This is a genomic window from Trujillonella endophytica, from assembly GCF_900110555.1.
Taxonomy (GTDB): domain Bacteria; phylum Actinomycetota; class Actinomycetes; order Mycobacteriales; family Geodermatophilaceae; genus Trujillonella; species Trujillonella endophytica.
In genome coordinates this window covers 24,817-49,176 of record NZ_FOEE01000001.1, presented here as the reverse complement: position 1 = coordinate 49,176, position 24,360 = coordinate 24,817, and the positions used below count along the sequence as shown (strand labels likewise).

At 76.1% G+C, this 24,360-nt stretch carries 26 protein-coding genes; 14 read left to right on the top strand and 12 right to left on the bottom strand.

Annotated features, from left to right (window positions below):
• The first annotated feature begins 113 nt into the window (after positions 1-113).
• The 7 genes from BMY88_RS00250 to BMY88_RS00220 all read left to right on the top strand — a co-directional run bounded on the left by BMY88_RS00250 (position 114) and on the right by BMY88_RS00220 (position 5,760).
• Complete coding sequence (locus BMY88_RS00250) at positions 114-623, top strand: Hsp20/alpha crystallin family protein (protein ID WP_091938957.1); 510 nt, start codon at positions 114-116, stop codon at positions 621-623.
• A 96-nt stretch (positions 624-719) separates the two neighbouring features.
• Positions 720-1,091 carry a MerR family transcriptional regulator gene (locus BMY88_RS00245; RefSeq protein WP_244524376.1) on the top strand — a complete coding sequence of 124 codons (372 nt, stop codon included), beginning with the start codon at positions 720-722 and terminating at the stop codon, positions 1,089-1,091.
• Between the two features lie 32 nt (positions 1,092-1,123).
• The gene (locus BMY88_RS00240) at positions 1,124-1,429 is read left to right on the top strand and encodes a metal-sensitive transcriptional regulator (protein WP_091938955.1); all 306 of its coding nucleotides are present in this window, start codon (positions 1,124-1,126) and stop codon (positions 1,427-1,429) included.
• Between the two features lie 28 nt (positions 1,430-1,457).
• On the top strand, positions 1,458-1,667 hold the full coding sequence (locus BMY88_RS00235; RefSeq protein WP_091938953.1) for a heavy-metal-associated domain-containing protein: 210 nt from the start codon (positions 1,458-1,460) through the stop codon (positions 1,665-1,667).
• Positions 1,668-1,674: 7 nt separating this feature from the next.
• Positions 1,675-2,577, top strand: coding sequence for a hypothetical protein (locus BMY88_RS00230; protein WP_091938951.1), 903 nt, complete (start codon positions 1,675-1,677; stop codon positions 2,575-2,577).
• A gap of 37 nt (positions 2,578-2,614) precedes the next feature.
• Positions 2,615-4,870, top strand: a complete 2,256-nt coding sequence (locus tag BMY88_RS00225; RefSeq protein WP_091939883.1) for a heavy metal translocating P-type ATPase — start codon at positions 2,615-2,617, stop codon at positions 4,868-4,870.
• Complete coding sequence (locus BMY88_RS00220) at positions 4,867-5,760, top strand: oxidoreductase (RefSeq protein WP_091938949.1); 894 nt, start codon at positions 4,867-4,869, stop codon at positions 5,758-5,760. The genes BMY88_RS00225 and BMY88_RS00220 overlap by 4 nt, the downstream gene beginning before the upstream one ends.
• 135 nt (positions 5,761-5,895) lie before the next feature.
• On the opposite strand, the gene BMY88_RS00215 is transcribed toward BMY88_RS00220, so the two are convergent.
• Together BMY88_RS00215 and BMY88_RS00210 are read right to left on the bottom strand one after the other, a co-directional pair.
• The gene (locus tag BMY88_RS00215) at positions 5,896-6,828 is read right to left on the bottom strand and encodes a M56 family metallopeptidase (protein WP_091938947.1); all 933 of its coding nucleotides are present in this window, start codon (positions 6,826-6,828) and stop codon (positions 5,896-5,898) included.
• A 1-nt stretch (position 6,829) separates the two neighbouring features.
• Complete coding sequence (locus BMY88_RS00210) at positions 6,830-7,204, bottom strand: BlaI/MecI/CopY family transcriptional regulator (RefSeq protein WP_091938944.1); 375 nt, start codon at positions 7,202-7,204, stop codon at positions 6,830-6,832.
• 110 nt (positions 7,205-7,314) lie between these two features.
• Between BMY88_RS00210 and BMY88_RS00205 the strand changes: the two genes are divergently transcribed.
• From BMY88_RS00205 to cydC, 3 genes are read left to right on the top strand one after another with little or no spacing between them, the layout of a single operon-like run.
• On the top strand, positions 7,315-8,874 hold the full coding sequence (locus tag BMY88_RS00205) for a cytochrome ubiquinol oxidase subunit I (RefSeq protein WP_244524375.1): 1,560 nt from the start codon (positions 7,315-7,317) through the stop codon (positions 8,872-8,874).
• Between the two features lie 14 nt (positions 8,875-8,888).
• Positions 8,889-9,959 (top strand): cytochrome d ubiquinol oxidase subunit II, encoded by a 1,071-nt coding sequence (gene cydB / locus BMY88_RS00200; protein WP_091938942.1) that lies wholly within the window; start codon positions 8,889-8,891, stop codon positions 9,957-9,959.
• Complete coding sequence (gene cydC / locus BMY88_RS00195; protein ID WP_091938940.1) at positions 9,956-13,504, top strand: thiol reductant ABC exporter subunit CydC; 3,549 nt, start codon at positions 9,956-9,958, stop codon at positions 13,502-13,504. The genes cydB and cydC overlap by 4 nt, the downstream gene beginning before the upstream one ends.
• Positions 13,505-13,506: 2 nt before the next feature.
• Here the strand turns inward: cydC and BMY88_RS00190 are convergent, their stop codons facing one another.
• The 3 genes from BMY88_RS00190 to BMY88_RS00180 all read right to left on the bottom strand — a co-directional run bounded on the left by BMY88_RS00190 (position 13,507) and on the right by BMY88_RS00180 (position 15,481).
• Entirely contained in the window at positions 13,507-13,773 is a 267-nt protein-coding gene (locus tag BMY88_RS00190) for a hypothetical protein (protein WP_091938938.1), read from the bottom strand.
• 116 nt (positions 13,774-13,889) lie between these two features.
• Positions 13,890-14,747 carry a hypothetical protein gene (locus tag BMY88_RS00185; protein ID WP_091938936.1) on the bottom strand — a complete coding sequence of 286 codons (858 nt, stop codon included), beginning with the start codon at positions 14,745-14,747 and terminating at the stop codon, positions 13,890-13,892.
• An 89-nt stretch (positions 14,748-14,836) separates the two neighbouring features.
• Positions 14,837-15,481, bottom strand: a complete 645-nt coding sequence (locus tag BMY88_RS00180; RefSeq protein WP_091938933.1) for a hypothetical protein — start codon at positions 15,479-15,481, stop codon at positions 14,837-14,839.
• Between the two features lie 19 nt (positions 15,482-15,500).
• Between BMY88_RS00180 and BMY88_RS00175 the strand changes: the two genes are divergently transcribed.
• Positions 15,501-15,779: a hypothetical protein gene (locus BMY88_RS00175; RefSeq protein WP_139220361.1), complete on the top strand. Its 279-nt coding sequence runs from the start codon at positions 15,501-15,503 to the stop codon at positions 15,777-15,779.
• Positions 15,780-15,865: 86 nt separating this feature from the next.
• Here the strand turns inward: BMY88_RS00175 and BMY88_RS00170 are convergent, their stop codons facing one another.
• Both BMY88_RS00170 and BMY88_RS24245 read right to left on the bottom strand, forming a co-directional pair.
• Positions 15,866-17,278, bottom strand: coding sequence for an HNH endonuclease signature motif containing protein (locus BMY88_RS00170; RefSeq protein WP_244524374.1), 1,413 nt, complete (start codon positions 17,276-17,278; stop codon positions 15,866-15,868).
• A gap of 24 nt (positions 17,279-17,302) precedes the next feature.
• Positions 17,303-17,458, bottom strand: coding sequence for a hypothetical protein (locus tag BMY88_RS24245; RefSeq protein ID WP_244524373.1), 156 nt, complete (start codon positions 17,456-17,458; stop codon positions 17,303-17,305).
• A gap of 265 nt (positions 17,459-17,723) precedes the next feature.
• Between BMY88_RS24245 and BMY88_RS00165 the strand changes: the two genes are divergently transcribed.
• Positions 17,724-18,116: a nuclear transport factor 2 family protein gene (locus BMY88_RS00165; protein ID WP_091938929.1), complete on the top strand. Its 393-nt coding sequence runs from the start codon at positions 17,724-17,726 to the stop codon at positions 18,114-18,116.
• Positions 18,117-18,120: 4 nt separating this feature from the next.
• Here BMY88_RS00165 and eutC read toward each other — a convergent pair whose 3' ends face one another.
• Genes eutC through eat form a run of 3 tightly spaced genes read right to left on the bottom strand, consistent with a single transcriptional unit; the run spans position 18,121 to position 21,700 of the window.
• Positions 18,121-18,843, bottom strand: a complete 723-nt coding sequence (eutC, locus tag BMY88_RS00160) for an ethanolamine ammonia-lyase subunit EutC (protein WP_091938927.1) — start codon at positions 18,841-18,843, stop codon at positions 18,121-18,123.
• Positions 18,840-20,255 carry an ethanolamine ammonia-lyase subunit EutB gene (locus tag BMY88_RS00155; RefSeq protein WP_091938926.1) on the bottom strand — a complete coding sequence of 472 codons (1,416 nt, stop codon included), beginning with the start codon at positions 20,253-20,255 and terminating at the stop codon, positions 18,840-18,842. Before BMY88_RS00155 ends, eutC begins: the two co-directional genes overlap by 4 nt.
• A complete protein-coding gene (gene eat, locus BMY88_RS00150) occupies positions 20,252-21,700 on the bottom strand; it encodes an ethanolamine permease (protein WP_211435400.1) in 1,449 nt (482 codons plus the stop codon). Before eat ends, BMY88_RS00155 begins: the two co-directional genes overlap by 4 nt.
• Before the next feature lie 183 nt (positions 21,701-21,883).
• Between eat and BMY88_RS23165 the strand changes: the two genes are divergently transcribed.
• Positions 21,884-22,681, top strand: a complete 798-nt coding sequence (locus BMY88_RS23165; protein WP_139220360.1) for a GAF and ANTAR domain-containing protein — start codon at positions 21,884-21,886, stop codon at positions 22,679-22,681.
• A gap of 6 nt (positions 22,682-22,687) precedes the next feature.
• Here BMY88_RS23165 and BMY88_RS00135 read toward each other — a convergent pair whose 3' ends face one another.
• Both BMY88_RS00135 and BMY88_RS00130 read right to left on the bottom strand, forming a co-directional pair.
• Entirely contained in the window at positions 22,688-23,587 is a 900-nt protein-coding gene (locus BMY88_RS00135) for an SDR family NAD(P)-dependent oxidoreductase (protein ID WP_091938923.1), read from the bottom strand.
• 10 nt (positions 23,588-23,597) lie between these two features.
• The gene (locus tag BMY88_RS00130; RefSeq protein ID WP_244524372.1) at positions 23,598-24,002 is read right to left on the bottom strand and encodes a hypothetical protein; all 405 of its coding nucleotides are present in this window, start codon (positions 24,000-24,002) and stop codon (positions 23,598-23,600) included.
• Between the two features lie 81 nt (positions 24,003-24,083).
• On the opposite strand from BMY88_RS00130, the gene BMY88_RS00125 reads away from it, so the two are divergent.
• Positions 24,084-24,350 (top strand): DUF2277 domain-containing protein, encoded by a 267-nt coding sequence (locus BMY88_RS00125; protein WP_091938920.1) that lies wholly within the window; start codon positions 24,084-24,086, stop codon positions 24,348-24,350.
• Positions 24,351-24,360 lie beyond the last annotated feature (10 nt).

Genomic DNA, 24,360 nt, shown 5'->3' with positions numbered 1-24,360 from the left:
TCCGCACGAGGATGTTTACAGACTCCACCGTGCGAGGTAATCTCTAGTTGCCACCAGAGGTTCTACCTCAGGCCGCGAACACCGGACACCGCACACCAGGAGGTTGACCAGCCATGATGCTGACCGCCTACGACCCGTTCGCCGCCACGTCCGCCGCCTTCCGGGCGCTGGACCAGCTGACCGGCCGCGGGGGCTCGACGACCGCCCGCCCGCTGTCGGGCATGCCGATGGACGCCTACCGCGTCGGCGACAACTTCGTCGCCCACTTCGACCTGCCGGGCGTCGACCCGGGGTCGATCGACCTGTCGGTCGAGGGCAACACCCTCACGATCTCCGCGGAGCGGTCGGTGCCGCAGGTCGAGGGCGCCGAGTGGTCCGTGGCCGAGCGTCCGTTCGGCAGCTACACCCGCCAGCTGGTCCTCGGCCGCAGCCTCGACACGGATCGGCTCGAGGCGCACTACCACGACGGCGTGCTCACGGTGAGCATCCCCGTGGCCGAGAAGGCCAAGGCCCGCAAGATCACGGTGACCCGCGCCGACACGCCCGCAGCCGTCGAGGCGCGCACCATCGAGGGCGAGCACGACGGCGAGCCGGCCGGCGAGCAGCGGGCCGTCGACGCCTGACGGCGAGGGCGGCTGCCGGACCCGGCGGCCGCACACAGGGACCGGGGGCCGGACCGCGAGGTCCGGCCCCCGTCGCCTATCCGAGGAGGGAGCACGGTGAGCACCAGCCACGGCGATCCAGGCCCGGGCGATCCGCTGCGCCGGCTCGACGACCCCGACTTCCCCGCCCTCACGATGAGCCAGGCCGCCGACCTGCTGGGGGTGCAGGCCGCCTTCCTGCGCAGCCTGGACGGCTCCGGCGTCCTGCAGCCGCACCGCTCCCCCGGCGGGCACCGCCGCTACTCCCGGGTGCAGCTCGCCCTCGCCGCGCGGCTGCGCGCCCTGCTCGACGAGGGGCACTCGCTCGCCTCGGCCGAGGTCATCACCGGCCTCGAGGACGAGCTCGCCGACGCACGGGCCGCCACGGCGCGGCTCCAGGGCATCCTCGACCGGCTGCGGTCGGACCGGCCCCGGCGCGACGGGGGCTGACCGCGCATACCCGTTGGGGGTATGCTCAGCACATGGACGACGGCACGGCGCACGCCCCCCACGGGTACATCTCCCGCAAGGACGACTACCTCAAGCGTCTGCGCCGCATCGAGGGCCAGGCCCGCGGCCTGCAGCGGATGGTCGAGGACGAGAAGTACTGCATCGACATCCTCACCCAGGTCTCGGCCATGACCAGCGCCCTGCAATCGGTGGCCCTGGGCCTGCTCGAGGAGCACATGTCGCACTGCGTCGTCGCCGCGGCGCAGGCCGGCGGCCCCGAGGCCGAGGAGAAGGTCCGCGAAGCCTCGGCCGCCATCGCCCGCCTCGTCCGCAGCTGACCCCGAACCCCCGCCTGGAGCGACGACCATGACCACCAGCACCTTCACCGTCACCGGCATGACCTGCGGCCACTGCGTCTCCGCGGTGTCCGAGGAGGTCGGCGACCTGCCCGGCGTCACCGCGGTCTCGGTGGACCTGCCCACCGGCGCCGTCACCGTCACCAGCCAGACCCCGATCGACGAGGCCGCCGTGGCCGCCGCCGTCGAGGAGGCCGGGTACCAGCTGGCCGGGCGCTGACCCCGCCGTGAACACCCCCGCCAAGGTCGCCGCCTTCGCCCTGGGGCTGGCCGCCGTGTTCGGCGCCAGCGTGGGCGTGGGCGCGGCGGTCGGCCCGGTGGACGCCGAGCCGGCACCCGCCGAGCACGCCGACGGCGGGCACGTCGACGAGGAGCACGCCGCGACTCCCGACCCGGAGACCACGACGGCCGACCCCGGCGTCGGCGGCCTGGCGGTCAGCGCCTCCGGGCACACCCTCGACCTGGTCGACGACGTCCTGCCCGCGGGGCGCGCGGTCCTCGCCTTCCGCGTGCTCGGCCCCGACGGCGCGCCGGTCACCGCCTTCGACGTCGTCCACGACGAGGACCTGCACCTCGTCGCCGTCCGCCGGGACCTCAGCGGGTACCAGCACGTGCACCCCGAGCCCTCGCCCGACGGCACCTGGAGCGTTCCCCTCGACCTCTCCCCCGGCAGCTGGCGGGTCGTCGCCGACACCACGCCCACGGCCCTCGGGGAGGCGCTGACGCTGGGCGCCGACCTGTCGGTCCCGGGCGAGTTCGTCCCGCAGGAGCTGCCGCCGCCCGCGGCCGTCGCGGAGGTCGACGGGTACACCGTCGTCCTGACCGGGTCCCTGACCGCCGGCGTGGAGAGCGAGCTGACCCTGAGCGTGAGCCGCGACGGCGTGCCGGTGACCGACCTCCAGCCCTACCTCGGCGCCTACGGACACCTCGTGGTGCTGCGCGCCGCCGACCTCGGCTACCTGCACGTGCACCCGGTCGAGGCGGTGCCCGGCGCGGCGCCCGAGCCCGGTCCGCACGTCGTCTTCGCCACCACTCCCCCCGCCGCCGGCACCCACCGGCTGTTCCTCGACTTCCGGCACGGCGACGTCGTCCGCACCGCGGAGTTCACCGTGGAGGTGTCCCGTGCCTGAGTCGGCCCCCGCCCGGCTGGAGCTGCTGATCGGCGGGATGACCTGTGCGTCCTGCGCGGCGCGGGTCGAGAAGAAGCTCAACCGGATGGACGGCGTGACCGCCACCGTCAACTACGCGACGGAGCGGGCGCGGGTGACCGTCGAGGGCGACGTCAGCGCCGACGACCTCATCGCCACGGTCGAGAGGACCGGCTACACCGCCGCGCTCCCCCGGCCCGAGCCCGAGGTGCCCACCGGGGCCGGCGACGATCCGGACGGGCCGCTGCGCACGCGACTGCTGGTCGCGATCGCGCTGAGCGTGCCGGTCGTGGCGATGGCGATGGTCCCGGCGCTGCAGGTGGAGTACTGGCAGTGGCTGTCGCTGACCCTGGCCGCACCGGTCGTCGTCTGGGGCGGGCTGCCGTTCCACCGCGCCGCGTGGACCAACCTGCGGCACGGCGCGGCCACCATGGACACCCTGGTCTCGCTCGGCACGCTGGCGGCCTTCGCCTGGTCGCTGTACGCGCTGTTCTGGGGCACCGCCGGGACGCCGGGCATGACGCACCCCTTCTCGTTCACCGTCGAGCGCGGCGACGGCGGCGCGAACATCTACCTCGAGGCCGCGGCCGGGGTGACCGCGTTCCTGCTGGCCGGCCGGTACGCCGAGGCGCGGTCCAAGCGGCGCGCGGGTGCGGCGCTGCGGGCACTGCTCGAGCTCGGCGCCAAGGAGGTCTCGGTGCTGCGCGGCGGCACCGAGCGCCGGGTCCCCGCCGCGGAGCTGGCCGCCGGCGACCTGTTCGTCGTCCGGCCCGGGGAGAAGGTCGCCGCCGACGGCGAGGTGACCGAGGGCTCGTCCGCCGTCGACGCCTCCATGCTCACCGGCGAGCCCGTGCCGGTCGAGGTGGCCGTCGGCGACCCCGTGACCGGTGGCACGGTCAACGCCGGCGGGCGCCTCGTCGTCCGGGCGACCCGCGTCGGCGCGGAGACCCAGCTCGCGCAGATGGCGCGACTGGTCGAGGAGGCGCAGAACGGCAAGGCCGACGTGCAGCGCCTGGCCGACCGCGTGTCGGCGGTGTTCGTGCCGATCGTGCTGGCGCTCGCGGTGGCCACGCTGGGCTTCTGGATCGGGGCGGGCGCCGGGCTGCCGGCGGCGTTCACCGCAGCCGTCGCCGTGCTGATCATCGCCTGCCCGTGCGCGCTCGGGCTGGCCACGCCGACCGCGCTCATGGTCGGCACCGGCCGGGGGGCGCAGCTGGGCATCCTGGTCAAGGGCCCCGAGGTGCTGGAGTCCACCCGCCGGGTCGACACCGTCGTCCTGGACAAGACCGGCACCGTCACCACCGGCCGGATGGCCCTGCACGACGTCGTCCCGGCCGCCGGGGAGGACGCCGGCACCGTGCTGCGGACGGCCGGGGCCCTGGAGGCGGCGTCGGAGCACCCGATCGCGGCCGCGGTGGCCCGGGCCGCCGCCGACCGGCACGGCCCGCTGCCCGCGGTCGAGGGGTTCGCGAACGTGGCGGGCCTGGGCGTCACCGGGGCCGTCGAGGGGCGAGCCGTCGTCGTCGGGCGGCCGCGGCTGCTGGCGGAGGGATCGATGCCGCTGCCCCCGGAGCTCGAGGCCGCGCGTGCCGCCGCCGAGTCCGCCGGGCGCACCGCTGTCGCGGTCGCCTGGGACGGCTCGGCCCGCGGGCTGCTGGTCGTCGCCGACACGGTCAAGCCGACGTCGGCCGCCGCCGTCCGGCAGCTGCGCGACCTCGGGCTGCGGCCGGTGCTGCTGACCGGCGACAACGAGCGGGCCGCCCGCGCGGTCGCCGGCGAGGTCGGCATCGACGAGGTGATCGCCGAGGTGCTGCCGGCCGACAAGGTCGACGTCGTCCGCCGGCTGCAGGCCGATGGCCGCGTGGTGGCCATGGTCGGCGACGGCGTGAACGACGCCGCCGCCCTCGCCCAGGCCGACCTCGGGCTGGCGATGGGGACCGGCACCGACGTCGCGATCGAGGCGAGCGACCTCACGCTCGTCCGCGGTGACCTGCGCGCCGCGGCGGACGCCATCCGGCTGGCCCGCCGCACGCTCGCCGTCATCAAGGGCAACCTGTTCTGGGCCTTCGCCTACAACGTGGCGGCGATCCCCCTGGCCGTGGCCGGGCTGCTGAACCCGATGATCGCCGGCGCCGCGATGGCCTTCAGCTCGGTGTTCGTGGTGACCAACAGCCTGCGGCTGCGCGGTTTCGTGCCGCTGCGGGAGAACCGGGACGCCGCTGCGCCGCTGCCCGAGGGGCGATCGGCCGGCGCCGCCTACGCTCGGTCGGCATGACGACCTCCTGGACGACGGCCGACATCCCCTCGCAGGCCGGCCGCACCGCGGTCGTCACCGGCGCCAACAGCGGTCTGGGGCTGGAGACCGCCCGCGCCCTGGCCGCCGCGGGAGCGCACGTCGTGCTGGCCGTGCGCGACGTCGCGAAGGGCGAGTCGGCGGCGGCCGGGCTGCCCGGCTCGACGGAGGTCCGCCGCCTCGACCTGGCCGACCTCGCCTCGGTGCGCGACTTCGCCGCCGGCTGGAGCGGTCCCCTGGACGTGCTGGTGAACAACGCCGGTGTCATGTGGGTGCCGGCCGGCGAGACCGTCGACGGGTTCGAGCGGCACATCGGCACCAACCACCTCGGCCCGTTCGCCCTCACGAACCTGCTGCTGCCGCACGTGACCGACCGCGTCGTCACCGTCTCCTCGGCGACCCACCGGGCCGGCGGCCTCGACGTCGACGACCTGCACTGGCGCACCCGGCCCTACTCCCCCATGGCCGCCTACTCCGCCTCCAAGCTCGCCAACCTGCTGTTCACGCTGACCCTGCAGCTGCGGCTGACCGCGGCGGGGTCCCGGGTGCGGGCGCTGGCCGCGCACCCCGGCTACTCGGCGACCAACCTGCAGGGCAACACCGGCAACCGCACCTGGAACGCGGTCATGGGCGTGGCCAACCGGGTGGTCGCCACCAGCAGCGAGCAGGGGGCGCTGCCCACGCTGTTCGCCGCGACGGTGGACCTCCCCGGCGGCGGCTACGCGGGCCCCAGCCGCCTCGGCGAGACCCGGGGCGCGCCCACGCTGGTCGGCCGGACGCCCGCCGCCAGCGACCCGGAGCTCGCCGCCCGGCTGTGGGCCGCGTCCGCCGAGCTCACCGGCGTCGACCTCCCCGCCGCGCTGTCGGCCTAGCGGGACCACCCCGCCGGCGGGTTCCGGACGTTGCCTGCGGGATCCCGCCCGCAACGTCGGGAAACGGCCGGCAGGGTCGGCGGCTGACCGGGCGGGACTCTCGCGCGCGACACGCCCTCGGGCGGCGACCCGGGCCTACGCGACGGCGGGGAGCAGCAGCAGCGCCGTCGGAACGGCGAGCAGCAGCCCGGCGGCGGCGAGCACGGCGGCCCGGACGGCGGGCGGCAGCGGCGCCGCGGGCCCCAGCAGCCGGCGCACCCGCGCGGTGACCGCACCGCCGCCGGCCGCGAGCGCCCCGGTGGGCACCCCGCCCCCGCCCGACGCGCCCGCGGCGACGATCGCCCGCGCCAGCGTCCGCCGCGGGTCGGGACCCGGCACCGCGGCGAGCGCGACGTCGTCGGCCCGCATCTCGACCAGCGTGCGTACCGCGGCGTGCGCGCGGGCCGCGGCGGGCAGCACCGGCAGCGCCGCCTCCCAGGCCACGAACGGCAACAGGTAGAGGTGGTGGTGCTCGCGCAGGTGGGCCCGCTCGTGGGCGACGACGGCGGCGAGCTGGGCGTCGTCGAGCTCGGCGACCATGCCGGCCGACAGCACCAGCAGCGGCCGGGCGCCGGGGATGCAGAAGGCCACCGGGGCGGGGGTGTCGAGCAGCCGCGCGTCGGGGACGGCGGCCGCCGGGCGGACGACGACCTCGAGCAGCGCGCGGTGGCGGCGGCGGGTCCGCGCGGTCCGCCACCAGGAGAGCGCGAGCACGCCGAGCAGCTCCGCGGCCAGGGCGCCGGCGAGGGTGAGGGTGACCCAGTGGTCGCCGCGGACCTCCCCGGTGGCCGGCTCCCCGGTCAGCACGTGCCAGGTGGCCTCCGGCAGGGAGTGGCCCCACGGCGCGAGCCCGTGCACCAGCAGCGCACCGATGATCGACAGGCCGCCGGCGAGGCCGATGGCCTGCCAGCAGACGAGCGCGGCGAGCGGATCGCGCCGAGGCCAGCGGGCGCGGCCGAGCAGCGCCGGCACCGGCCACGCCAGCAGGGCGGCCAGCACGGCGAGCGCGGCCGCCGTCGCGGGCAGCACGTCAGGCCGGCGGGGGCGACCCGACCCCGGGGGCGGGGCCGTCGAGCAGCCGGCGCAGCAGCGCGGCCTCCTCGGCGTCGACGCTGCCGACGAACCGGGCCAGCACCGCCTGCCGGTCGGCGGCCTGACCGAGCACCTCGTGCATGAGCCCGGCGGCGTGCTCCGCGCGGCCGGCGGTCGGCCGGAAGCGGCGCGGGCGGGCCTCGTCGTGCGTGACGAAGCCCTTCTGCTGCAGCCGCCCGAGCACCGTGTGCACGGTCGTCAGCGCCAGGCCGCGATCGGCCAGGGCGTCGCGCAGGTCGGTCGCCGCCAGCGGCCCGTCGGCGGACCACAGGTGGTCCATGACGACGCGCTCCAGGTCGCCCAGCGAGGCCATCCACCGCTCCTGTCCGGCATCTCACAGCCGCTTCTTCTACGTGTCGTAGAACTTTGTCTTCTACGTGACGTAGAAAGAATACGTCGCATCGACCGAGAAGAGGAGCCCCGGTGGACGTGGTGGCGCTGGACACGCTGGACGTGGCCCGCTGGCAGTTCGGGATCACGACCGTCTACCACTTCCTGATGGTCCCGCTGACCATCGGTCTGGGGATCCTGGTCGCGATCATGCACACGATGTGGGTGCGCACCGACAAGCCGGAATGGCTGCGCATGACCCGCTTCTGGGGTCGCATCTACCTCATCAACTTCGCCCTCGGCGTGGCCACCGGCCTCGTCCAGGAGTTCCAGTTCGGCCTGGCCTGGAGCGAGTACTCGCGCTTCGTCGGCGACGTCTTCGGCTCGCTGCTGGCGCTCGAGGCGCTGCTGGCCTTCTTCCTGGAGTCGACGTTCCTCGGCCTGTGGATCTTCGGCTGGGGCCGGATCCCGAAGAAGCTGCACCTGGCGGCGCTGTGGGCCGCGGTGATCGGCTCGATCGTCAGCGCCTACTTCATCATCGCCGCGAACTCCTGGATGCAGCACCCGGTCGGCGTCGAGGTGGGCGCGGACGGCCGGCCCGTGCAGGTCGACTTCCTCGCCGTCCTCACCAACAACACGGCGCTGGCGGCCTTCAGCCACGCGATCGTCGCCGCCCTCATGGTCGCCGGGGCCCTGCTCGTGGGGATCGGCCTGTGGCACCTGCGCAAGCGGAAGCTGGCCGGGCGGCCGACCGGCGAGGTCGATCACGGGGTGTGGCGCCGCTCGGTCCGGCTCGGCGGGTTCGTGTCGCTGGCCGCCTTCGTGCTCGTGGCCGTCACCGGCGACTGGCAGGCCAAGCTCATGTACGCCCAGCAGCCGCTGAAGATGAGCTCGGCCGAGGCGCTGTGCGAGACCGAGGCGCCGGCGCCCTTCTCGATCTTCGCCTTCGGCAAGCTGGGCTCCAACGAGTGCGACGACGTCCACTCGTGGACCGTGCCGGGCCTGCTGTCGTTCCTCGCGCACAGCGACTTCGAGTCCGCCGTGCCCGGCGTGAACGAGCTGCAGGAGGAGTACGCGGCCCTCTACGGCGAGACCTACCCCGACGACCCGTCGTTCGGCGAGAACGCCGGCGGCCGGATCGACTACAGCCCCCTGCTGGCGGTCACCTACTGGAGCTTCCGGCTGATGATCGGCATGGGCCTGGTCTCCGCCGCGGTCGCCGCCTACGCGTTGTGGGCGACCCGGAGGGGACGCGTGCCGACCTCGCGGATCGGCGTGTACGGCGCGCTGCTCGCCGTCGCCGCGCCGTTCGTGGCCAACGCCACCGGCTGGATCTTCACCGAGATGGGCCGCCAGCCCTTCGTCGTCTACCCGAATCCCGACGTGCCGGTGGGCGAGCAGGTCTACTTCTTCACCGCCCAGGCCGTCTCCCCCGGCATCAGCACCGGTGAGGTGTGGACCTCCCTGATCGGGCTGACGCTGGTCTACGGCGTGCTCGCGGTGATCGAGTTGTGGCTGATCACCCGCTTCGTCCGCCGTGGCGTCACGACCGGGGACGGCACGCCCACGCCCGGCTCGCCGCCCGAGGGCACACCGGACGACGACGGTGCCGCCGGTCGCGACCGCGACGACGTCCTCTCCTTCGCGTACTGATCGGGGTACCCACCATGGACCTGCAGACCGTCTGGTTCGCCGCCGTCGCCGTGCTCTGGATCGGCTTCCTCCTGCTGGAGGGCTTCGACTTCGGGGTGGCTGCGCTGCTGCCCGTCCTCGGGCGCCGGCGGGCCGACCGGCACGTCATGCTCCGCACGATCGGACCGCTCTGGGACGGCAACGAGGTGTGGCTGATCACCGCCGCCGGCGCCGTGTTCGCGGCCTTCCCCGGCTGGTACGCCACCTGGCTGCCGGCGCTGTACCTGCCGTTCGTGCTGGTGCTGTTCGGGCTGATCGTCCGGGCGGTCGCCTTCGAGTGGCGGCACTCCCACCACACCGAGCGGTGGGACGACACCTGGACGACGGTCATCACCGTCGGCTCCCTGGTCGCGGCCCTCGGCATCGGCGCGGCACTCGGCGCCACCACGCTGGGCCTGCCGATCGACGCCGACGGCAACCGGGTCGGCGGCCCGTTCGCCGGGCTGGGCTGGCCGGCGCTGCTGGGCGCGGTGTCGGTGCTGGCGTTCTCGACGGTGCACGGCGCGGTGTTCCTGGCACTCAAGACCGACGGGCCGATCCGGGTCGCGGCGCACGCCTTCGCGCTGCGCTGGGCGCCGGTGGCCGCGCTGCCCCTGCTGGCCTGGGCCGCGATCGTGCACCTGCGCCACGGCACTCCGGCGACCGCGGTGCTCTGGCTGGTCGCCGCGCTCTCGGTCGTCGCCGCCTGGGCGCGGCTCAGGGCGGGCCGCGAGGGGCAGGCGTTCGCCGCGTGGGGCGCGATGCTCGTCGCCGCGGCCGCGACGATCTTCGCGGCCGCCTACCCCGTCGTCGTCCCGTCGACGATCGACGCCGCCTTCGACGTCACCCTCGCCGACGCCTCGGTCAGCGACTACACGCTCACCGTCATGACGTGGGCGGCCGGGATCGGGCTCCCGGTCGTGCTCGGCTACCAGGCCTGGACCTACTGGGTGTTCCGGAAGCGGCTGAGCGCCGAGCCGCAGCACGCCGAGCCACAGCCCACCCAGCCCCAGCCCACCGAGCCACGGCACGCCGACGACGCGGGCGGGGCGCAGGTGCCGGCATGAGCGGCGTCCCCCGTGCGACGGGCCCCGCCCGCGGGCCGCTGGCGGCGCTCGACGGGGTGCCGGGGCTCCGCGGCACGCTGGTCCGGTCGGCGCTGGCCGCCCTCGCGCAGGCGGCGGGGCTGGTGCTGCTGGCCGCCGGGCTCGCGCACGCCGTCGGCCGGGCCGCGGGGTACGCCGAGGGCGCGGTGCTGCCGCCGCTGGCCGCGGCCGCGGCCGGTGCGGCGCTGCGGGCAGGCGCCGGGGCGGTCGGCGACCTGCTGGCCGCCCGGGACGCCCGGCGCGCCGAGGAGCAGTTGCGCGAGCGCCTGCTGGCGCGACTGGCCGTCTCCCCCGCCGCCGTCGAGGCCGCCGGGGGCGCCGGGCCGGCCGCCGTGCTGGCCACCACCCGGCTGGCCGACCTCGCGCCGGGGCTCGCGACGTACCTGCCGGCGCTCGCCTCCACGCTCGTCGTCCCCCCGGCGCTGCTGGTCGTGCTCGCGGCCACCGACCTGCTGTCAGCGGTGCTGGTCGCGGTCACGCTGCCGCTGGTGCCGCTGTTCATGGTCCTCGTCGGGCTCACCACCCGGGACGGGACGACGGCGTCGGCCCGCGCCCTGGACCGGATCGCCGCGCACGTGGCCGAGCTGGTCCGCGGCCTGCCCGTGCTCGTCGGGCTGGGCCGCGCCGCGGAGCAGGCGCACGCGCTGGCCGAGCTGGGCGACGCGGCCCGGCGGCGGACCCTGGCCACGCTGCGGCTGGCGTTCCTCTCCTCGCTGGTGCTGGAGCTCATCGCCACCCTGTCGGTGGCGCTGGTCGCGGTCACCGCCGGCCTGCGACTCGTGCACGGAGACCTGCCGCTCACGGTGGCCCTCACCGCGCTGCTGCTCGCCCCGGAGGCGTTCGCCCCGCTGCGCGCGCTGGGCGCGGCGCACCACGCCAACGAGGCGGCGACGCTGGCCGCCGCGGAGGCGCGCGCGGTGCTCGCCGCGGACGACGGTCCGGCGGTGCTCACCGCGGCAGGCCCCGACGACGACCCCCGCGGCGCCGACGTCGCCGTCCGCGGGCTGGCCGTGCACCACCCGGGCCGCGGCGTCCCGGCCCTGCCGCCGGTCGACCTCGAGGTGCGCCCCGGCGAGCTGGTCGCGCTGGCCGGCCGCAGCGGATCGGGCAAGTCCACGCTGCTGGCCGCCCTGGCCGGGGTGCTGCCGCCGTCCGCGACCGTCGGCGGCACGGTCTCCGGCGTGCCCGCGGGGGCCGTGGCCTGGGTGCCGCAGCACCCGCGCACGACCGGCCCCACCGTCGCCGACGAGCTGCGCCGGCACGCGGGCGCCGAGCCGGGGGTCGACGAGCTGGTCGCGGAGGCCTACGTCGTCGAGGCGCTGGCCAGGGTCGGCGCGAGCGGGCTGGCCGGGCGGGCCTGCGAGACGCTCTCGCCCGGCGAGCTCCAGCGGGTGGCGCTGGCCCGGGCGCTGGTGCGGGTGCGCCGCGGTGCCCGGCTGCTGCTGCTCGACGAGCCGACCGCCCACCTGGACGCCGCCGCCACCGATCGGGTCGCCGCGGTCCTGGCCTCGCTGCGCGGCGCCGTGACCGCGCTGCTGGTGACCCACGACCCGGCGCTCGCCACCCTGGCCGACCGGACGGTGGAGCTGCCCGCCCCGCCCGCCGCCGCCACCGCCGCCGCCGCCGAGGCCGCTCCCCCGCCGTCCCCCGCCTCTCCCGCTGCCCCGCCGTTCCCCGCCTCTCCCGCTGCCTCTGCTCCGCCGAGATCGGCGATCTCGGCGGCATCCGCCGCTCATCCCGCCGAGATCGCCGATCTCGGCGGGGAGGGACGCGCAGCGGGGTGGCCGCGGCGGGCACTGCTCCGGGCGGTGCTGGCCGGCACCGCGTCGTCCGGCGCGGGGGTCGCGCTGACCGCGGTGTCGGGCTACCTGATCGTCCGGGCCGCGGAGATGCCGCCGATCCTGACGCTGATGGTCGCGATCGTCGGCGTCCGCTTCTTCGGCATCGGCCGCGCCCTGCTGCGCTGGCTGGAGCGGATGTCCGCGCACGACGCGGCGCTCCGGCAGGCCGCGAGTCTGCGGGTCCGGGTGTGGCGGGCCCTGGCCGCGCAGGGCATCGCCGCCGATCGGACGCCGGGCACGGCCCTGGCCCGTGTCGTCGGCGACGTCGGCCTGGTGCAGGACCTGTCGGTGCGGGTGCTCCCGCCGGCGCTGGTGGCCGGGACCGTCACCGCCGGCACGCTCGCCGCGATGGCGCTGCTCTCCCCCGCCGCCGCGGCCGCCGCGGCCGCCGTCCTCGGGCTCGCCGTCGCCGGCGTGCTCGCCGCGCACCGCCGGGTGGACGCCGGTGCGGCCCGGACCGAGGGCGAGCTCCGGGTGGCGGCCCTGCGCGACGCGACGACGCTGCTGGCCGGGGCCGCGGACCTGCGCGCCCACGGCCTGGCCGCGCGCACCGCGACCGTCCTGGCCGCCGTCGGGCGCAGCCGCGGGCGCGCGTCGGCCACCGCGAGCCGCGCCGCCGCGCTCGGCACCGCGCTGATCGGCCTGGGTACCGGCGTCGCCGCGGTCGCCGCAACGGCCGTCGGGGCCTCCGCCGGGGTCGAGGGGCCGACGCTCGCCGTGCTCGCCCTCGCCCCGCTGGCCCTGGCCGACCCGCTCGGCGGCCTGGTCGGAGCGCTGCAGCGCCGGGGCGCGCTGACCGACGCCCACCGCCGCCTGGACGCGGTGCTGACCGCACCGGTGCCCGCCGACCCGACCGATCCCCGGCCCGCGCCGGCCCCGGTGCGGGAGGTGACCGTGGCGTCGCTGCGCGCCGGGTGGCCCGGCGGCCCCGACGTGCTCCGCGGCCTGGACGCCGCGGCCGCCGCCGACGGCGGGTGGCTGGTCGTGCGCGGGCCCTCGGGCTCGGGCAAGTCGACGCTGCTGGCCGTCCTCATGGCCGCGCTGCGTCCCCGGACCGGGCGCTACGCGATGGCCGACGTCGACACCGCGCACCTCACCGGCGACGCCGTCCGCTCCCGGCTGGCCTGGCTGCCGCAGGAGGCGCACGTCTTCTCCTCGACGATCCGCGCCAACCTGGCGCTGGCGGCCCCGCGCGGGGAGCTGGCCGGGCCGGCCGGGGAGGCGCGGATGCGCGCGGCACTGATCGCAGCCGGCCTCGGAGGCCTGCTCGCGTCGCTGCCGGACGGCCTCGACACCCCGGTCGGCGCCGGTGGCACCGCGCTCTCCGGTGGGGAGCGGCGGCGGCTGGCCGCGGCGCGGGCGATGCTGGCCGACCGCGACGTCGTCCTCCTCGACGAGCCGACCGCGCACCTCGACCCGCCGACCGCCGCCGCGCTCGTGCGCGACCTGCGCGAGGCGCTGGCCGGCCGGGTCGTGGTCTGCGTGACCCACGACGACGCGGTGGCCGCCCCCGGGGACCGCCTCGTCCGCCTGGGCGGCGCGGGGCGACCGGCACCCGGCGCTCCGGCTGTGGGCGACCGGGGCACCCCGGCCGACGGCACGTCGCCGTTCGCGCCCGTCCGGATCGCGGAGATGGTGCGCCGGCGGGGCCAGAACCAGGGCTAGGGCTAGGCGGCGGTCGCAGGCTCGCGGACGACCTCGAAGCCAGGGGACGCCGGGAGCGCCGGGTCGATGACCAGCGGCACCCCCGGCGCGGCTCCGATGCGGTGCCGATCCGTCACCGTCGGGCGGACGTCGGGCGGCAACTCCTCGACCATCCGCGCGTACAGCTCGGGTCGGATCCGGATCTCGCGTGGTGCGGCGGCTCCCGTGGCGAACGCGACGGCGACGAGGTCCCCGGCGATGTCCGGTCGGAGCCAGTGGACGCTGCTCATGGCGGCCCTCCTGCGGGGCTCTCCCGCGCACCAGGATCAACGTCGGGAGTCGCCCACTCGTGCCTTACCCGTGCCACTCGACGATGGCACCTCGGTACGACACTGTGGAGACCTTCCTACGCGCGCGCCGGCCCGAACACGAACGCCGCGGAGGTCACCGCCCGGTCGCCGTTGCCCTCGTCGAACATCGTCAGCTGGACGCCGATCCGGCCGCTCCCGTCCCGCCCGGTCGACGTCGTCCCGTCCACCCGGAACGGGCCGACCTTGCCGCGGGACAGGTGCATCACCGTCTTGCTCCACACCTGCAGGCGGTCGGTCCCGGCCCGCTCCGCGGCCAGCTCCACCGCGGCGGCCTCGAGGATCACGTGCTGCGGTCCGATGTGCAGGGCGGCGTCGGGCGAGGCCAGCTCGACGGTGAGCTCCGGCAGCACCCAGTGCCCGTCGTCGCGCCGGCTGCCGCCGAAGACCTGCCACAGCGGCGGCAGGTCCGGCGAGTCCTCGATGTGGTCGATCGGGTCGTCGTCGAACTTGCCGAGCCCGGGCGGGACGTCGCCGATGGAGGCTCCCTGGGACTCGATGAAGGCGATCACGCGGTCGGGGTCGTCGGCGTCGACGATCTTCGTCCGGGAGTACCCCATCCGGCGGCCCTCGTGCAGGCTCACCGAGTCGGTCACCAGCACGCGCCGGACGTCGACGGCGTCGTCGAGGATCTGCAGCGAGTGGATCACCGGGTTGGGCACGGCCTCGAGGTCGGACCGGGCGATGCCGCCGGGCGAGCAGATGGACAGCGGCGCGGCCATGATCCCGCCGGCGGCGTTGCGCATGTCGCGCCGCAGGGTGACCGAGGGGTCGGTGATGTTGGCGTTCATCGAGGAGAACTGCGCGCCGATGTAGCGGTAGCTGAGGAGCCCGCCCCAGCGCCGGCGCAGCTCGTCCCAGTACTCCTCGGCCGGTACCTCGCGGATGTCGCGCATCGGTGCCCACTCCCCTGTCCGCGCCCACCGGCCCGTGCCGATGGTGACGCCCCGCACATCTCTAGGGCATGGCGGGGTGGACGTCCAGGTCAGGCGGGCTTCGCCGGGACGTCGACGGGGACCTCGGGGCCGAGGGTCGCGCCCTGCAGGAGGGGCAGGTCGTCGCCGGACCAGAAGCTGCCCGGGTCGTACCAGTTGCGCGGCCGGTCGGCGGGCAGCAGCCCCATCGCGGTGTAGGTGGTGGCCACCAGCTCGGCGCAGAAGACCGTCTCGGCCGCCGTTCCCCGGCGCACCCGGCCGTTGAGCCACCCGGTGACCATGCCGCGGGTCGTCGGGAAGGGCCGGCCGTCGAAGCGGGCCACGGTGCGCAGGACGGCGTCCTCCATCTCCGCCGTCACCCCGCCGTCGTCGGCCGGGCCGACCAGTTGGCGCAGCCACGCGGACTGGCCGTACCTCTGCCGCCACGTGCGGACCGCGTCGGCCAGGTCGTGCAGCTGGACGCCGCGCTGGTGCTGACCGGTCCACACGTCGGGCAGCGAGCGGCCGAGCTCCGCGTGCCACAGCAGCGGCGGCAGGTCCTCGAGGACGACGGCCATGCCGACGTGGTTGACCGGCGCGTTGGTGACCGCCCGGATCGCCCGGTCGGCGAGCGAGGCGCCGCGGAAGACCCAGACGTCACCGGTGCGGGTGAGCTCGACGGCCTCGCTGAGCGGGAGCGCGCGGGGCGGGGGCACGCGGCTACGTTAGGCGACCGTGCGCACCCGCAAGCAGGTCAAGAAGCCGGTATTGAAGTTGCTCGGCCTGGCGGGCCTCGCCGGGGTGGCCGCGACCGGGGCGGTGCTGGCCCGCAACGAGCGCCAGCGCCGCGCCTACACCGCCGACGACGTCCGCTCCCGGCTGCACGAGCGGCACGCCGCCCTGGCCGCCGTCCCGGAGCCCGATCCCGACCTCGCGCGGGCGCCGTCCACCGGGCAGGCCGGAGGCGGCGCGCGCGGGCTGCTCGGCCGGCTGCCCTTCCTGCGCCGCCGCTGACCGGCCGGCGGTCGCGTCGCCGCCCAGCCACCGCCACGACGGCGCGGCGACCGACACGACGGCGCGACGAACCCGGACACGGCGCGTCAGAAGGGTGCCGGATCGTCGTCCGGTAGGTCGTCGGGTCCGCGGGGCTCGGGCTTCTTCCACCTCGTGATCAGTTCCCGGGTGCTCAGCGGGCGGGCCCTGCCTGGCGGTCGGCTCTCATCGCCGGTTTGTTGACCCTGCTCATCCCGTTCGGTCGCGGGATCGGCGGCGGGTGGTTCCGGTGGTGGTCGCATGGCCGGTGGGCGGGTAGTGCGGGTGATCCCGGTCGGGGTGGTCACCGTGAGCACCCCGTCGGGACTCATCTCGAACCGCCAGCCGCGGGCGAAGGTCTTGAGCCGGTGGTGGCTGCGGCACAGGCAGCACAGATTGGCGCAGTCGGTCGGTCCGTCGCAGTCGTGCGGGACCACGTGGTCCAGGTCGGACCAGCCGACCTGCTGACCGCAGTTGGGGAACCGGCAGGTGCGGTCGCGGGTGCGCACGAACCGGTCCTGCGCCGCGCCGGGCGTGTACCGGTCCACCGCCGCCGGCCGCCCCAGCACGGAGCACGAGCACTCCGCGTCGGCATGAAGAGAACAGCCGCGGCGGGCCAGCGTCCGAAGCTGGTCCAGCGTGGCGGTGGCCAGCAGCGCCCCCTCCTCGTCGGTCACCCCGACGGTGACCGATCCGCCTTCGGGCGGCCGCACGCCGAGCGCGTCCAACCGGCGGAGCAGCTCGCGCACGTGGCCGGCGGTGATCGCCGACCCGTTCACCTCCCCCGCCTGCGTCGACGTGCCGGCCAGCGCCGACAGCGCCGCCCACACGTGCAGCTGCGCGGTCACCGCCGGCCGGGAGGAATCCCACGGACGCAGCACCAGATCCGCCAGCACCCGGGTGCGCAGCTGCCCGATCGGCCGGTCGTCCCCGTCGGCCTTCAGCATCCGCGCCAGCTGATCGACCATCGCGTGCACCGCGGCCGCCTCGTCGGCCGGTAGCTCCACCGCCACCGTCGCCATCCCCTCCCGCGGCGAGGAATAGACCCGCACATCCGCGGCCTTCGCCGCCTGCTCCCGCCGTTCCTGCACCCCCGCGGCGTCGTGCGAGGCCAACGCCGCCTCCGCCCGCGCCCGCAGCCGGCGCAGCGACAGCTCCGGCGCCTCCTCCAGCAGCTCCGCTTCCACCGCCCGGCCCACCTCCGGCGACGCGTGCTCGCACACCTCGGCCAGCACCTTCGCCCGCGGCTCGTCCAGCACCCCCACCGCCAGCGCCCCCCACGTGCCCGGCAGCCGCGTCCGATAGGTGAACGCCCGGCCGATCAACGCCGCCGCCGACCCCCGCCCGCAGTTGAGCACCATCGACAACTCCGCCGGAAAGAACTCCGACACCCCTTCCGGCCGCGCCGCCGCGCCCCACGACCCGCGGCCACGCTTCGGCGGGTCCTCGGACTCCGGCGACAGATCCGCCAGCCCCAGCACCAGCTCCGCCTTGTACGCGGCCAGCTACGCCTCCTGCGCCACCACCCGCCCCAACTCCACCGCCAGCTGCGCCCGCGACAACAACTCCACCGGCAACCGCGGCAGGAACGCCGGCTCCCCGACCGCCCAGTCCACCAGCACGCCCTCCGCGAGCGACACCGAACCGGCGATCCGTGACATGACCCGAACATACGTTCGAGGTAAGACAGTTCCGGGCAATCTGCCGGAGCACAGGTTCCGGACCACCTGGAGAGCTGGGCCACGAGGGGAGCAATGGTCCGTCGAGCCCCGCCACTGACGGCTCGACCCTGGCCACTGACCGCTCGCCCCCGGCCGGGGACGGTCCGCCACCGCCACACCGGACGGGGTCCCGAGGCCGTTCCCGGCGCCGGTCGGCGGGTCGACCCTGACGCCCGCCACGGGGGACGACCCCTGAGGAGGAACCATGTCCGAGCACCCCAACGCCGCGCGGATCCGCGAGGGGTACGAGGCCTTCGGCAAGGGCGACCTGGCCGTGCTGGCCGAGCTCTGGCAGCCCGACATCGTCTGGCACGAGCCGGGCAACACCGCGCTGTCGGGGACCTACCGCGGCACGGAGGCGGTCTTCGCGCTGTTCGGCCGGATCATGGAGCTGACCGAGGGCAGCCTGCGCGGCGAGCCGCTGCTCATCTGCGCCGACGACGACTACGGAACGGCGCTGGTGCGGCTCACGGCGCACCGCGGCGACCGCTCCCTCTCGACCCTGGTCGCGCACGTCTTCCGGGTGGTGGACGGGCGCACGGCCGAGTTCTGGGAGGGCCCGACCGACCAGCCGGCGCTCGACGCGTTCTTCGGCTGACCGGTCACCCCGGCAGCGCGGGCCCCTCGTCCTTGAGCGCGACGCCCGAGGCGCCCAGCTCACGGGCGGCGGTGAGGAGCGCGGCCAGCGTTCCGGCCGCCGCCGCGTACGACAGCCCGTGCGGCGGGCGGACGTTGGAGACGCAGTTGCGCTCGGCGTCCACCCGTCCCGGGCGCGGGTCCCACGTCAGGTAGGCACCGAGCGAGTCGGCCGCCGACAGCCCCGGACGCTCGCCGATCAGCACCACGACCGCGCGGGCCCCGAGCGCGGCGCCGACCGCGTCGCCCAGCGCCACCCGCGCCTGGTGCGCGACCACCACCGGGGCCACCGACCAGCCGGGCAGCCGGTCCAGCAGCGCGAGGACCAAGGCCGGGCCGTGGGCCTGCACGGCCCCCGGGGACAGCCCGTCGGCGAGGACGACGGCGAGGTCCGCTCCGGTCGCCGGCAGCGACGTGCCGTCGGCGAGCTGCCGGCCGAGGTCCGGGCGCTGCAGGTACGTGGCCCGGTCCGGGGCCGCCGAGCGCACCTCCAGCACCTCCCGGCCGGGCAGGGCCGCGAGCAACACCCCGGGGTCCAGCGGCGCGTGGACGGCGTCGCGCGCGGCGGCGTGCGCGGCGCGGAACTCCAGCTCGCGACCGGTCGGCAGCGCGTCGCCGGCCCGGCCCAGCGCCACCCGGGCCCGGGTGAGCGAGCGCAGCGCCGCCCAGGGATCGAGGCCCCCGCTCACGGGGCGGCCGCAGCCAGCAGCGCCCGGGCGGCGGGGGCGTCGGGCGGCAGGGCGCGCACCCGGCCGTCGTCGTCCAGCAGGCCCATCCGCGCCAGCCACGCCTCGAACTCCGGCGCCGGGCGCAGGCCAAGCACCTGCCGGGCGGCGAGGACGTCGGTGAACGACAGCGACTGGTAGTGCAGCATCACGTCGTCGGCCCCGGGGACGGCGATGACGAACCCGCAGCCGGCGGCCCCGAGCAGCAGCGTCAGGGTGTCGGTGTCGTCGCCGTCGACCTCGGCGTGGTTGGTGTAGCAGACGTCCACCCCCATCGGCAGGCCGAGCAGCTTGCCGCAGAAGTGGTCCTCCAGCCCGGCCCGCAGCACCTGCTTGCCGTCGTAGAGGTACTCCGGGCCGATGAAGCCGACCACCGTGTTGACCAGCAGCGGGGCGAACTGCCGGGCCACCCCGTAGGCGCGCGCCTCCAGCGTCTGCTGGTCGACCGGTCGGCCGCCGACCCCGAGGTGCGCGCCGGCCGACAGCGCCGACCCCTGCCCGGTCTCGAAGTAGGTGACGTTGTCCCCGACCGTGCCGCGGCCGAGCTCCAGCGCGCCGGCACGGGCCTCGGCGAGCAGGTCGAGGGTCACGCCGAAGGCGCGGTTGGCCGCCTGCGTACCGGCCACCGACTGGAACACCAGGTCGACCGGCGCACCGGCGTCCAGGGCGCGCAGCGTCGTCGTGACGTGGGCGAGCACGCACGACTGGGTGGGGATCTCGTAGCGCCGGATCACCGCGTCGAGCAGTTCCAGCAGCTCGACCGTGCGCGCCGGGGAGTCGGTGGCCGGGTTGATGCCGATCACCGCGTCGCCGCAGCCGTGCAGCAGCCCGTCGAGCACGGAGGCGGTGACGCCGAGCGGGTCGTCGGTGGGGTGGTTGGGCTGCAGCCGCGTCGCCAGCCGGCCGGGCGATCCGATGGTGCTGCGCAGCCCGGTCACCACCGGGGACCGCCGGGCGACGGCGACCAGGTCGGCGGTGCGCATCAGCTTCGACACCGCCGCGACCATCTCCGGCGTCAGCCCGCGGGCCAGGCCGGTGATCGCGGCCTCGTCGCCGTCCGCCGTCCACTCCAGCAGCCGGTCGCGGAACCCACCCACGGTCAGCGACGCGACCGGGGCGAAGGCGGCCCGGTCGTGGGTGTCGAGGATCAGGCGGGTCACGTCGTCCTCGTCGTAGCCGACGACCTGCTCCTCCAGGAACACGGCCAGCGGCAGGTCGGCGAGCACCGTCTGCGCGGCCACCCGCTCGGCGGCGGACTCCGCGGCGCAGCCGGCGAGCACGTCCCCCGACCGCGCGGGCGTCGCCTTCGCCAGGAGCTCGACCAGCGACGGGAACTCGTACGTGTGCCCCGCCAGCGTCGCTCGGCGGGCCGTCACCGCAGCTCGTCCTCCGCGGCGGACAGCGCCGCGAACTCCTCCTCCGGCGCCGAGGCCACGAGGTGGTGGCGGCTGTAGACGGCGAAGTAGCCGAGGAACAGCGCGTAGGCCGCGAGGGTCAGCAGCGCCGCCGTCGGGTCGACCAGGAAGGTGGCGACCACCGCCAGCGCGGCCAGCACCAGCGCGACGCCGGTCGTCGCCGTCCCGCCGGGGGTGCGGTAGGGCCGCTCCAGACCGGGCTCGCGGCGGCGCAGCACGATGTGGCTGACCATCATCAGGACATAGGACACCGTGGCGCCGAAGACCGCCATGTTCAGCAGCACCGCCCCCTCCCCGGTGAGGGTGAGCAGGAACCCGATCACCCCGGGCACGACCAGCGCCAGCACCGGCGCCTTGCGGGCGTTGGTCACCGACAGCGCCCGCGGCAGGTAGCCGGCCCGGGAGAGCGCGAAGGTCTGCCGGCTGTAGGCGTAGACGATGGAGAAGAAGCTGGCGACCAGGCCCACCAGGCCCATGTAGTTCACGACGGTCCGCAGGCCCCCCTCGTCGAGGCCGTCCACCGGCGGGTTCGCGCTCTCCGAGATGACCTGGGCGCCGCCGGCGCCGGTGGTGAACACCAGCATGAGGACGGCCAGCGCGGCCAGCACGCCCATCGCCGCGACGATGCCGCGGGGCATGGACCGGGCCGGGTCCCGGGCCTCCTCGGCGGCGAGCGGCACGCACTCGACGGCGAGGAAGAACCAGATCGCGAACGGGAAGGCCGCCCAGATGCCGAGCACCCCGTACGGGAGGAACTCCGAGGCCCCGGCGGCGTCGGTGGGTGCGATGTCGGTGAGGTTGCCGGCGTCGAAGTCCGGGATCGCGCCCAGGAGGAACAGCACGAGGCCGACGACGGCGACCGCGGCGATCCCCAGCATGACCTTGAGCGCCTCCCCCACGCCCATGAGGTGGATGCCGATGAACAGCGCGTACACGGCGAGGTGGACCCACCAGCCGTCGGTGATGCCGAACAGCCCCAGCGACTCCACGTACCCGCCGATGAACGTCGCGATCGCTGCCGGGGCGATCGCGTACTCGATGAGCACGGCGATGCCCGCGGCGTAGCCGCCCCAGGGGCCCAGCGCCCGACGGGCGAAGGTGTACCCGCCACCCGCGGTCGGCAGCGCGGCACCCAGCTCCGCCAGGCCGAACACCATGGCCGTGTACATCACGCCCATCAGCACCGTGGCGATGAGCAGCCCGCCGAAGCCGCCCTCGGCCAGCCCGAAGTTCCAGCCGGCGTAGTCACCGGAGATGACGGCCGCCACGCCGAGCCCGGCCAGCAGGACCCAGCCGGCCGTGCCGGTCCGCAGCTGCCGCCGCTCCAGGTAGCCCTCGGGGACGGGCTCCGACCGGCTCCCGGGGAGGACCGGCGTGGGTGGGGGGATCTGCGGTTCGGCGGTCACGATGGCCTCCCGGTCGCGCCGGCCGCGGCCTGCGGCGGCTCGTCGCCAGCGTCCATTGGCGCCGTTTCCCAGGGGTTGCGGTCGTGCGACGTTCCCGCCCGGCCGCCCCGGCGCCGTGCCGCACGGCCCGACATCCCGCGGCACCGCCCGGCGGACGACGTAAGATCCTCCGGCGGTCCAAGGGTGGGCCACCCCCAGGATCCGGCCCAGGAGTTCTGCACGACCGTGGTGGACACCCTGCACGACGACCTCGTTCCCGACGACGGCGAGACCGCCCCCGAGGACGCCGACTTCCTCGCGCTGCTCGCCACGGCCGGCGACCTGAACGCCTTCCTCGAGGACCTGGTCCGCCTCGCCGCGCGGCAGACGCCGAGCGCCGAGGCGTGCGGGCTGACGCTGGCCCGCGGCTCCGGCGCGGTGACCGTGGCCTGCACCGACTCCCTCGCCGAGCAGGCCGACGAGCGGCAGTACCTGGTGGACGACGGCCCGTGCCTGCAGGCCATGCGCGAGCGGGTCGTCGTCCGCGTCGACGACATGACCACCGACGAGCGCTGGGGTCCCTACCCGTCGCTGGCCGCGCAGGTCGGCGTCCGGTCCTCGCTGTCGCTGCCGCTGGTCGTGGAAGGGCGCAGCCGGGGCGCGCTGAACCTCTACGCAACGGCCGTCAAGGCCTTCACCGACGACGACGAGCGGGTGGCCACCCGGTGGGCGGGGCAGGCGGCGGGTGCCCTGGCCGTGGCCCTGCGGCTGGCCGACAGCGACGACCGGGCCACGCAGCTCCAGGGCGGGCTGGACAGCCGCACGATGATCGGCCAGGCCGTGGGCCTGGTCATGGCCCAGGAGCGGTGCACCGCCGAGGAGGCGTTCCGGCTGCTCACGCTGGCCTCGCAGCGCCGGAACGTGAAGCTGCGCGAGATCGCCGCGGGGATCGTGCAGGCCTTCGAGGCCGCTCTCCCGGAGAGCGGCCCGCGCCGCTGGTGAGGCGCGTCAGAAGCTGCGCCAGGGGCCGTCGGTGCCGTTGCCCTCCGGCTGCGACCGGAAGACGTTGCCCTCCGAGGCGCCGCGCCGCTCGCCGGACAGCGCGAGGGTGCGGAACAGCGGACCGACCAGCGCGTCGTAGACCGGCGGCAGCAGCCGGAACCCGGCGACGATCACCGGGTTGACCAGGCCGGCGTGCACCAGCCGGCGCGGCCGCTCCAGCACGCCGAGCACCTTCCGGGCGACCCGGTCCGCGGAGTACACCGGGAACGGCGGGCGACCCGGGTGCCCGGCGTAGGTGGCGCCCTGGGAGTAGATGGGGGTGTTCACGCCGCCCGGCGCGACCGCGCTGACGTGCACCCCGGGCGCGTCCCGGACCTCCTGCTGCAGCGTGCGGACGAGGCCCAGCTGCCCCCACTTGGCCGCGGCATAGGTGCCCATGAGCGGCGCGGTGATCTCGCCCAGGAGCGAGTTGACGACGACGAGGTGGCCGGCGCCCTGCCGGCGCAGCACCGGCAGCGCCGCGCGGGCGACGTTCGCGGTGCCGTGCAGCGAGGTGTCGACGACGGCCTCGAAGACCTCCCGGGGCACGTCCTCCAGCCGCCCGTAGGCCATGACCTGTGCGGCGTGGACGACGACGTCGAGCCGGCCGAACCGCGCGACCGCGGTCCGGACCGCGTTCTCGACCGCGGCGGCGTCCTTCACGTCGGCGGGGCAGACCAGCACCTCGCCGGCGCCGGCCTCGCGCGCCTCGCGGGCGGTCTCCTCCAGCGACTCGCGGCCCCGGGCCACGAGCAGCAGCGCGCTGCCGCGGCGGGCGAAGCGGAGGGCGGTGGCCCGGCCGATCCCGCTGGAGGCACCGGTGACGAGGACGGACGGGGGTGCGGCCTGCTCCGCGGTGCCGGTCATGGGTCGTGCCCTACCCGGTCGGAGCGGCTCCACTCGGCAGCTGCGCGAGCAGCCAGCCGGGCCCGGCGACCGGCGTTCCGGCGGGCAGCCGGGCCCGCAGCCCGCGGTCGGCGGTGACGACGAGCAGCCCGGCACCCCCGGCCTCCACCGCCGCCGCGACCAGGGCGTCGTCCCCGCTGCCGGGTGCCCGGACCAGCCGCACGCCGGCGGGCCCGGCGACGTCCCGCGCCGCGCCCTCGACGACCGCGACCAGGGCGGTGCAGGCCAGGGGCGACCCTCCCGGGCCGGGCATCTCCCGCCCGGGGAGGGTCGCCAGCCGCTCGAGCAGCCGCGCCGTCGCGCCGGCCCGGTCCCGCCACCAGCCGTCCGGGCGCGAGCCCAGCACGTTGGCGACGTCGACCAGCAGCACCGTCACGCGCGCGATCCTCCCGTCCTCCGGCCGGGGCCCCGACGGGCACCTCCCCATCCGGGCGCAGCGCTCCTACAGTCGCAGGGCATGTGCCGCAACATCCGCCCGCTGTCGAACTTCGCGCCCCCCGCGACGGAGGAGGAGGTCGACGCGGCAGCCCTGCAGTACGTCCGCAAGATCAGCGGGACCACCAAGCCCGCCCGGGTCAACGCCGACGCCTTCGACCGGGCCGTCGCCGAGGTGGCGGCGGCCTCCGCGCGGCTGCTGGACGCCCTCGTCAGCACCGCGCCGCCCAAGGACCGCGAGGTCGAGGCCGCCAAGGCGAAGGCACGCTCGGCGGCTCGCTTCGGCTGATCGGAGTGCG

Coding starts and splice junctions, on each gene's coding strand:
- BMY88_RS00250 (WP_091938957.1), top strand. CDS start 114: ATGATGCTGACCGCCTACGACCCGTTCGCCGCCACGTCCGCCGCCTTC.
- BMY88_RS00240 (WP_091938955.1), top strand. CDS start 1,124: ATGGACGACGGCACGGCGCACGCCCCCCACGGGTACATCTCCCGCAAG.
- BMY88_RS00235 (WP_091938953.1), top strand. CDS start 1,458: ATGACCACCAGCACCTTCACCGTCACCGGCATGACCTGCGGCCACTGC.
- BMY88_RS00225 (WP_091939883.1), top strand. CDS start 2,615: ATGACCTGTGCGTCCTGCGCGGCGCGGGTCGAGAAGAAGCTCAACCGG.
- BMY88_RS00220 (WP_091938949.1), top strand. CDS start 4,867: ATGACGACCTCCTGGACGACGGCCGACATCCCCTCGCAGGCCGGCCGC.
- BMY88_RS00210 (WP_091938944.1), bottom strand. CDS start 7,204: ATGGCCTCGCTGGGCGACCTGGAGCGCGTCGTCATGGACCACCTGTGG.
- cydB (WP_091938942.1), top strand. CDS start 8,889: ATGGACCTGCAGACCGTCTGGTTCGCCGCCGTCGCCGTGCTCTGGATC.
- cydC (WP_091938940.1), top strand. CDS start 9,956: ATGAGCGGCGTCCCCCGTGCGACGGGCCCCGCCCGCGGGCCGCTGGCG.
- BMY88_RS00190 (WP_091938938.1), bottom strand. CDS start 13,773: ATGAGCAGCGTCCACTGGCTCCGACCGGACATCGCCGGGGACCTCGTC.
- BMY88_RS00185 (WP_091938936.1), bottom strand. CDS start 14,747: ATGCGCGACATCCGCGAGGTACCGGCCGAGGAGTACTGGGACGAGCTG.
- BMY88_RS24245 (WP_244524373.1), bottom strand. CDS start 17,458: ATGTCACGGATCGCCGGTTCGGTGTCGCTCGCGGAGGGCGTGCTGGTG.
- BMY88_RS00165 (WP_091938929.1), top strand. CDS start 17,724: ATGTCCGAGCACCCCAACGCCGCGCGGATCCGCGAGGGGTACGAGGCC.
- BMY88_RS00135 (WP_091938923.1), bottom strand. CDS start 23,587: ATGACCGGCACCGCGGAGCAGGCCGCACCCCCGTCCGTCCTCGTCACC.
- BMY88_RS00125 (WP_091938920.1), top strand. CDS start 24,084: ATGTGCCGCAACATCCGCCCGCTGTCGAACTTCGCGCCCCCCGCGACG.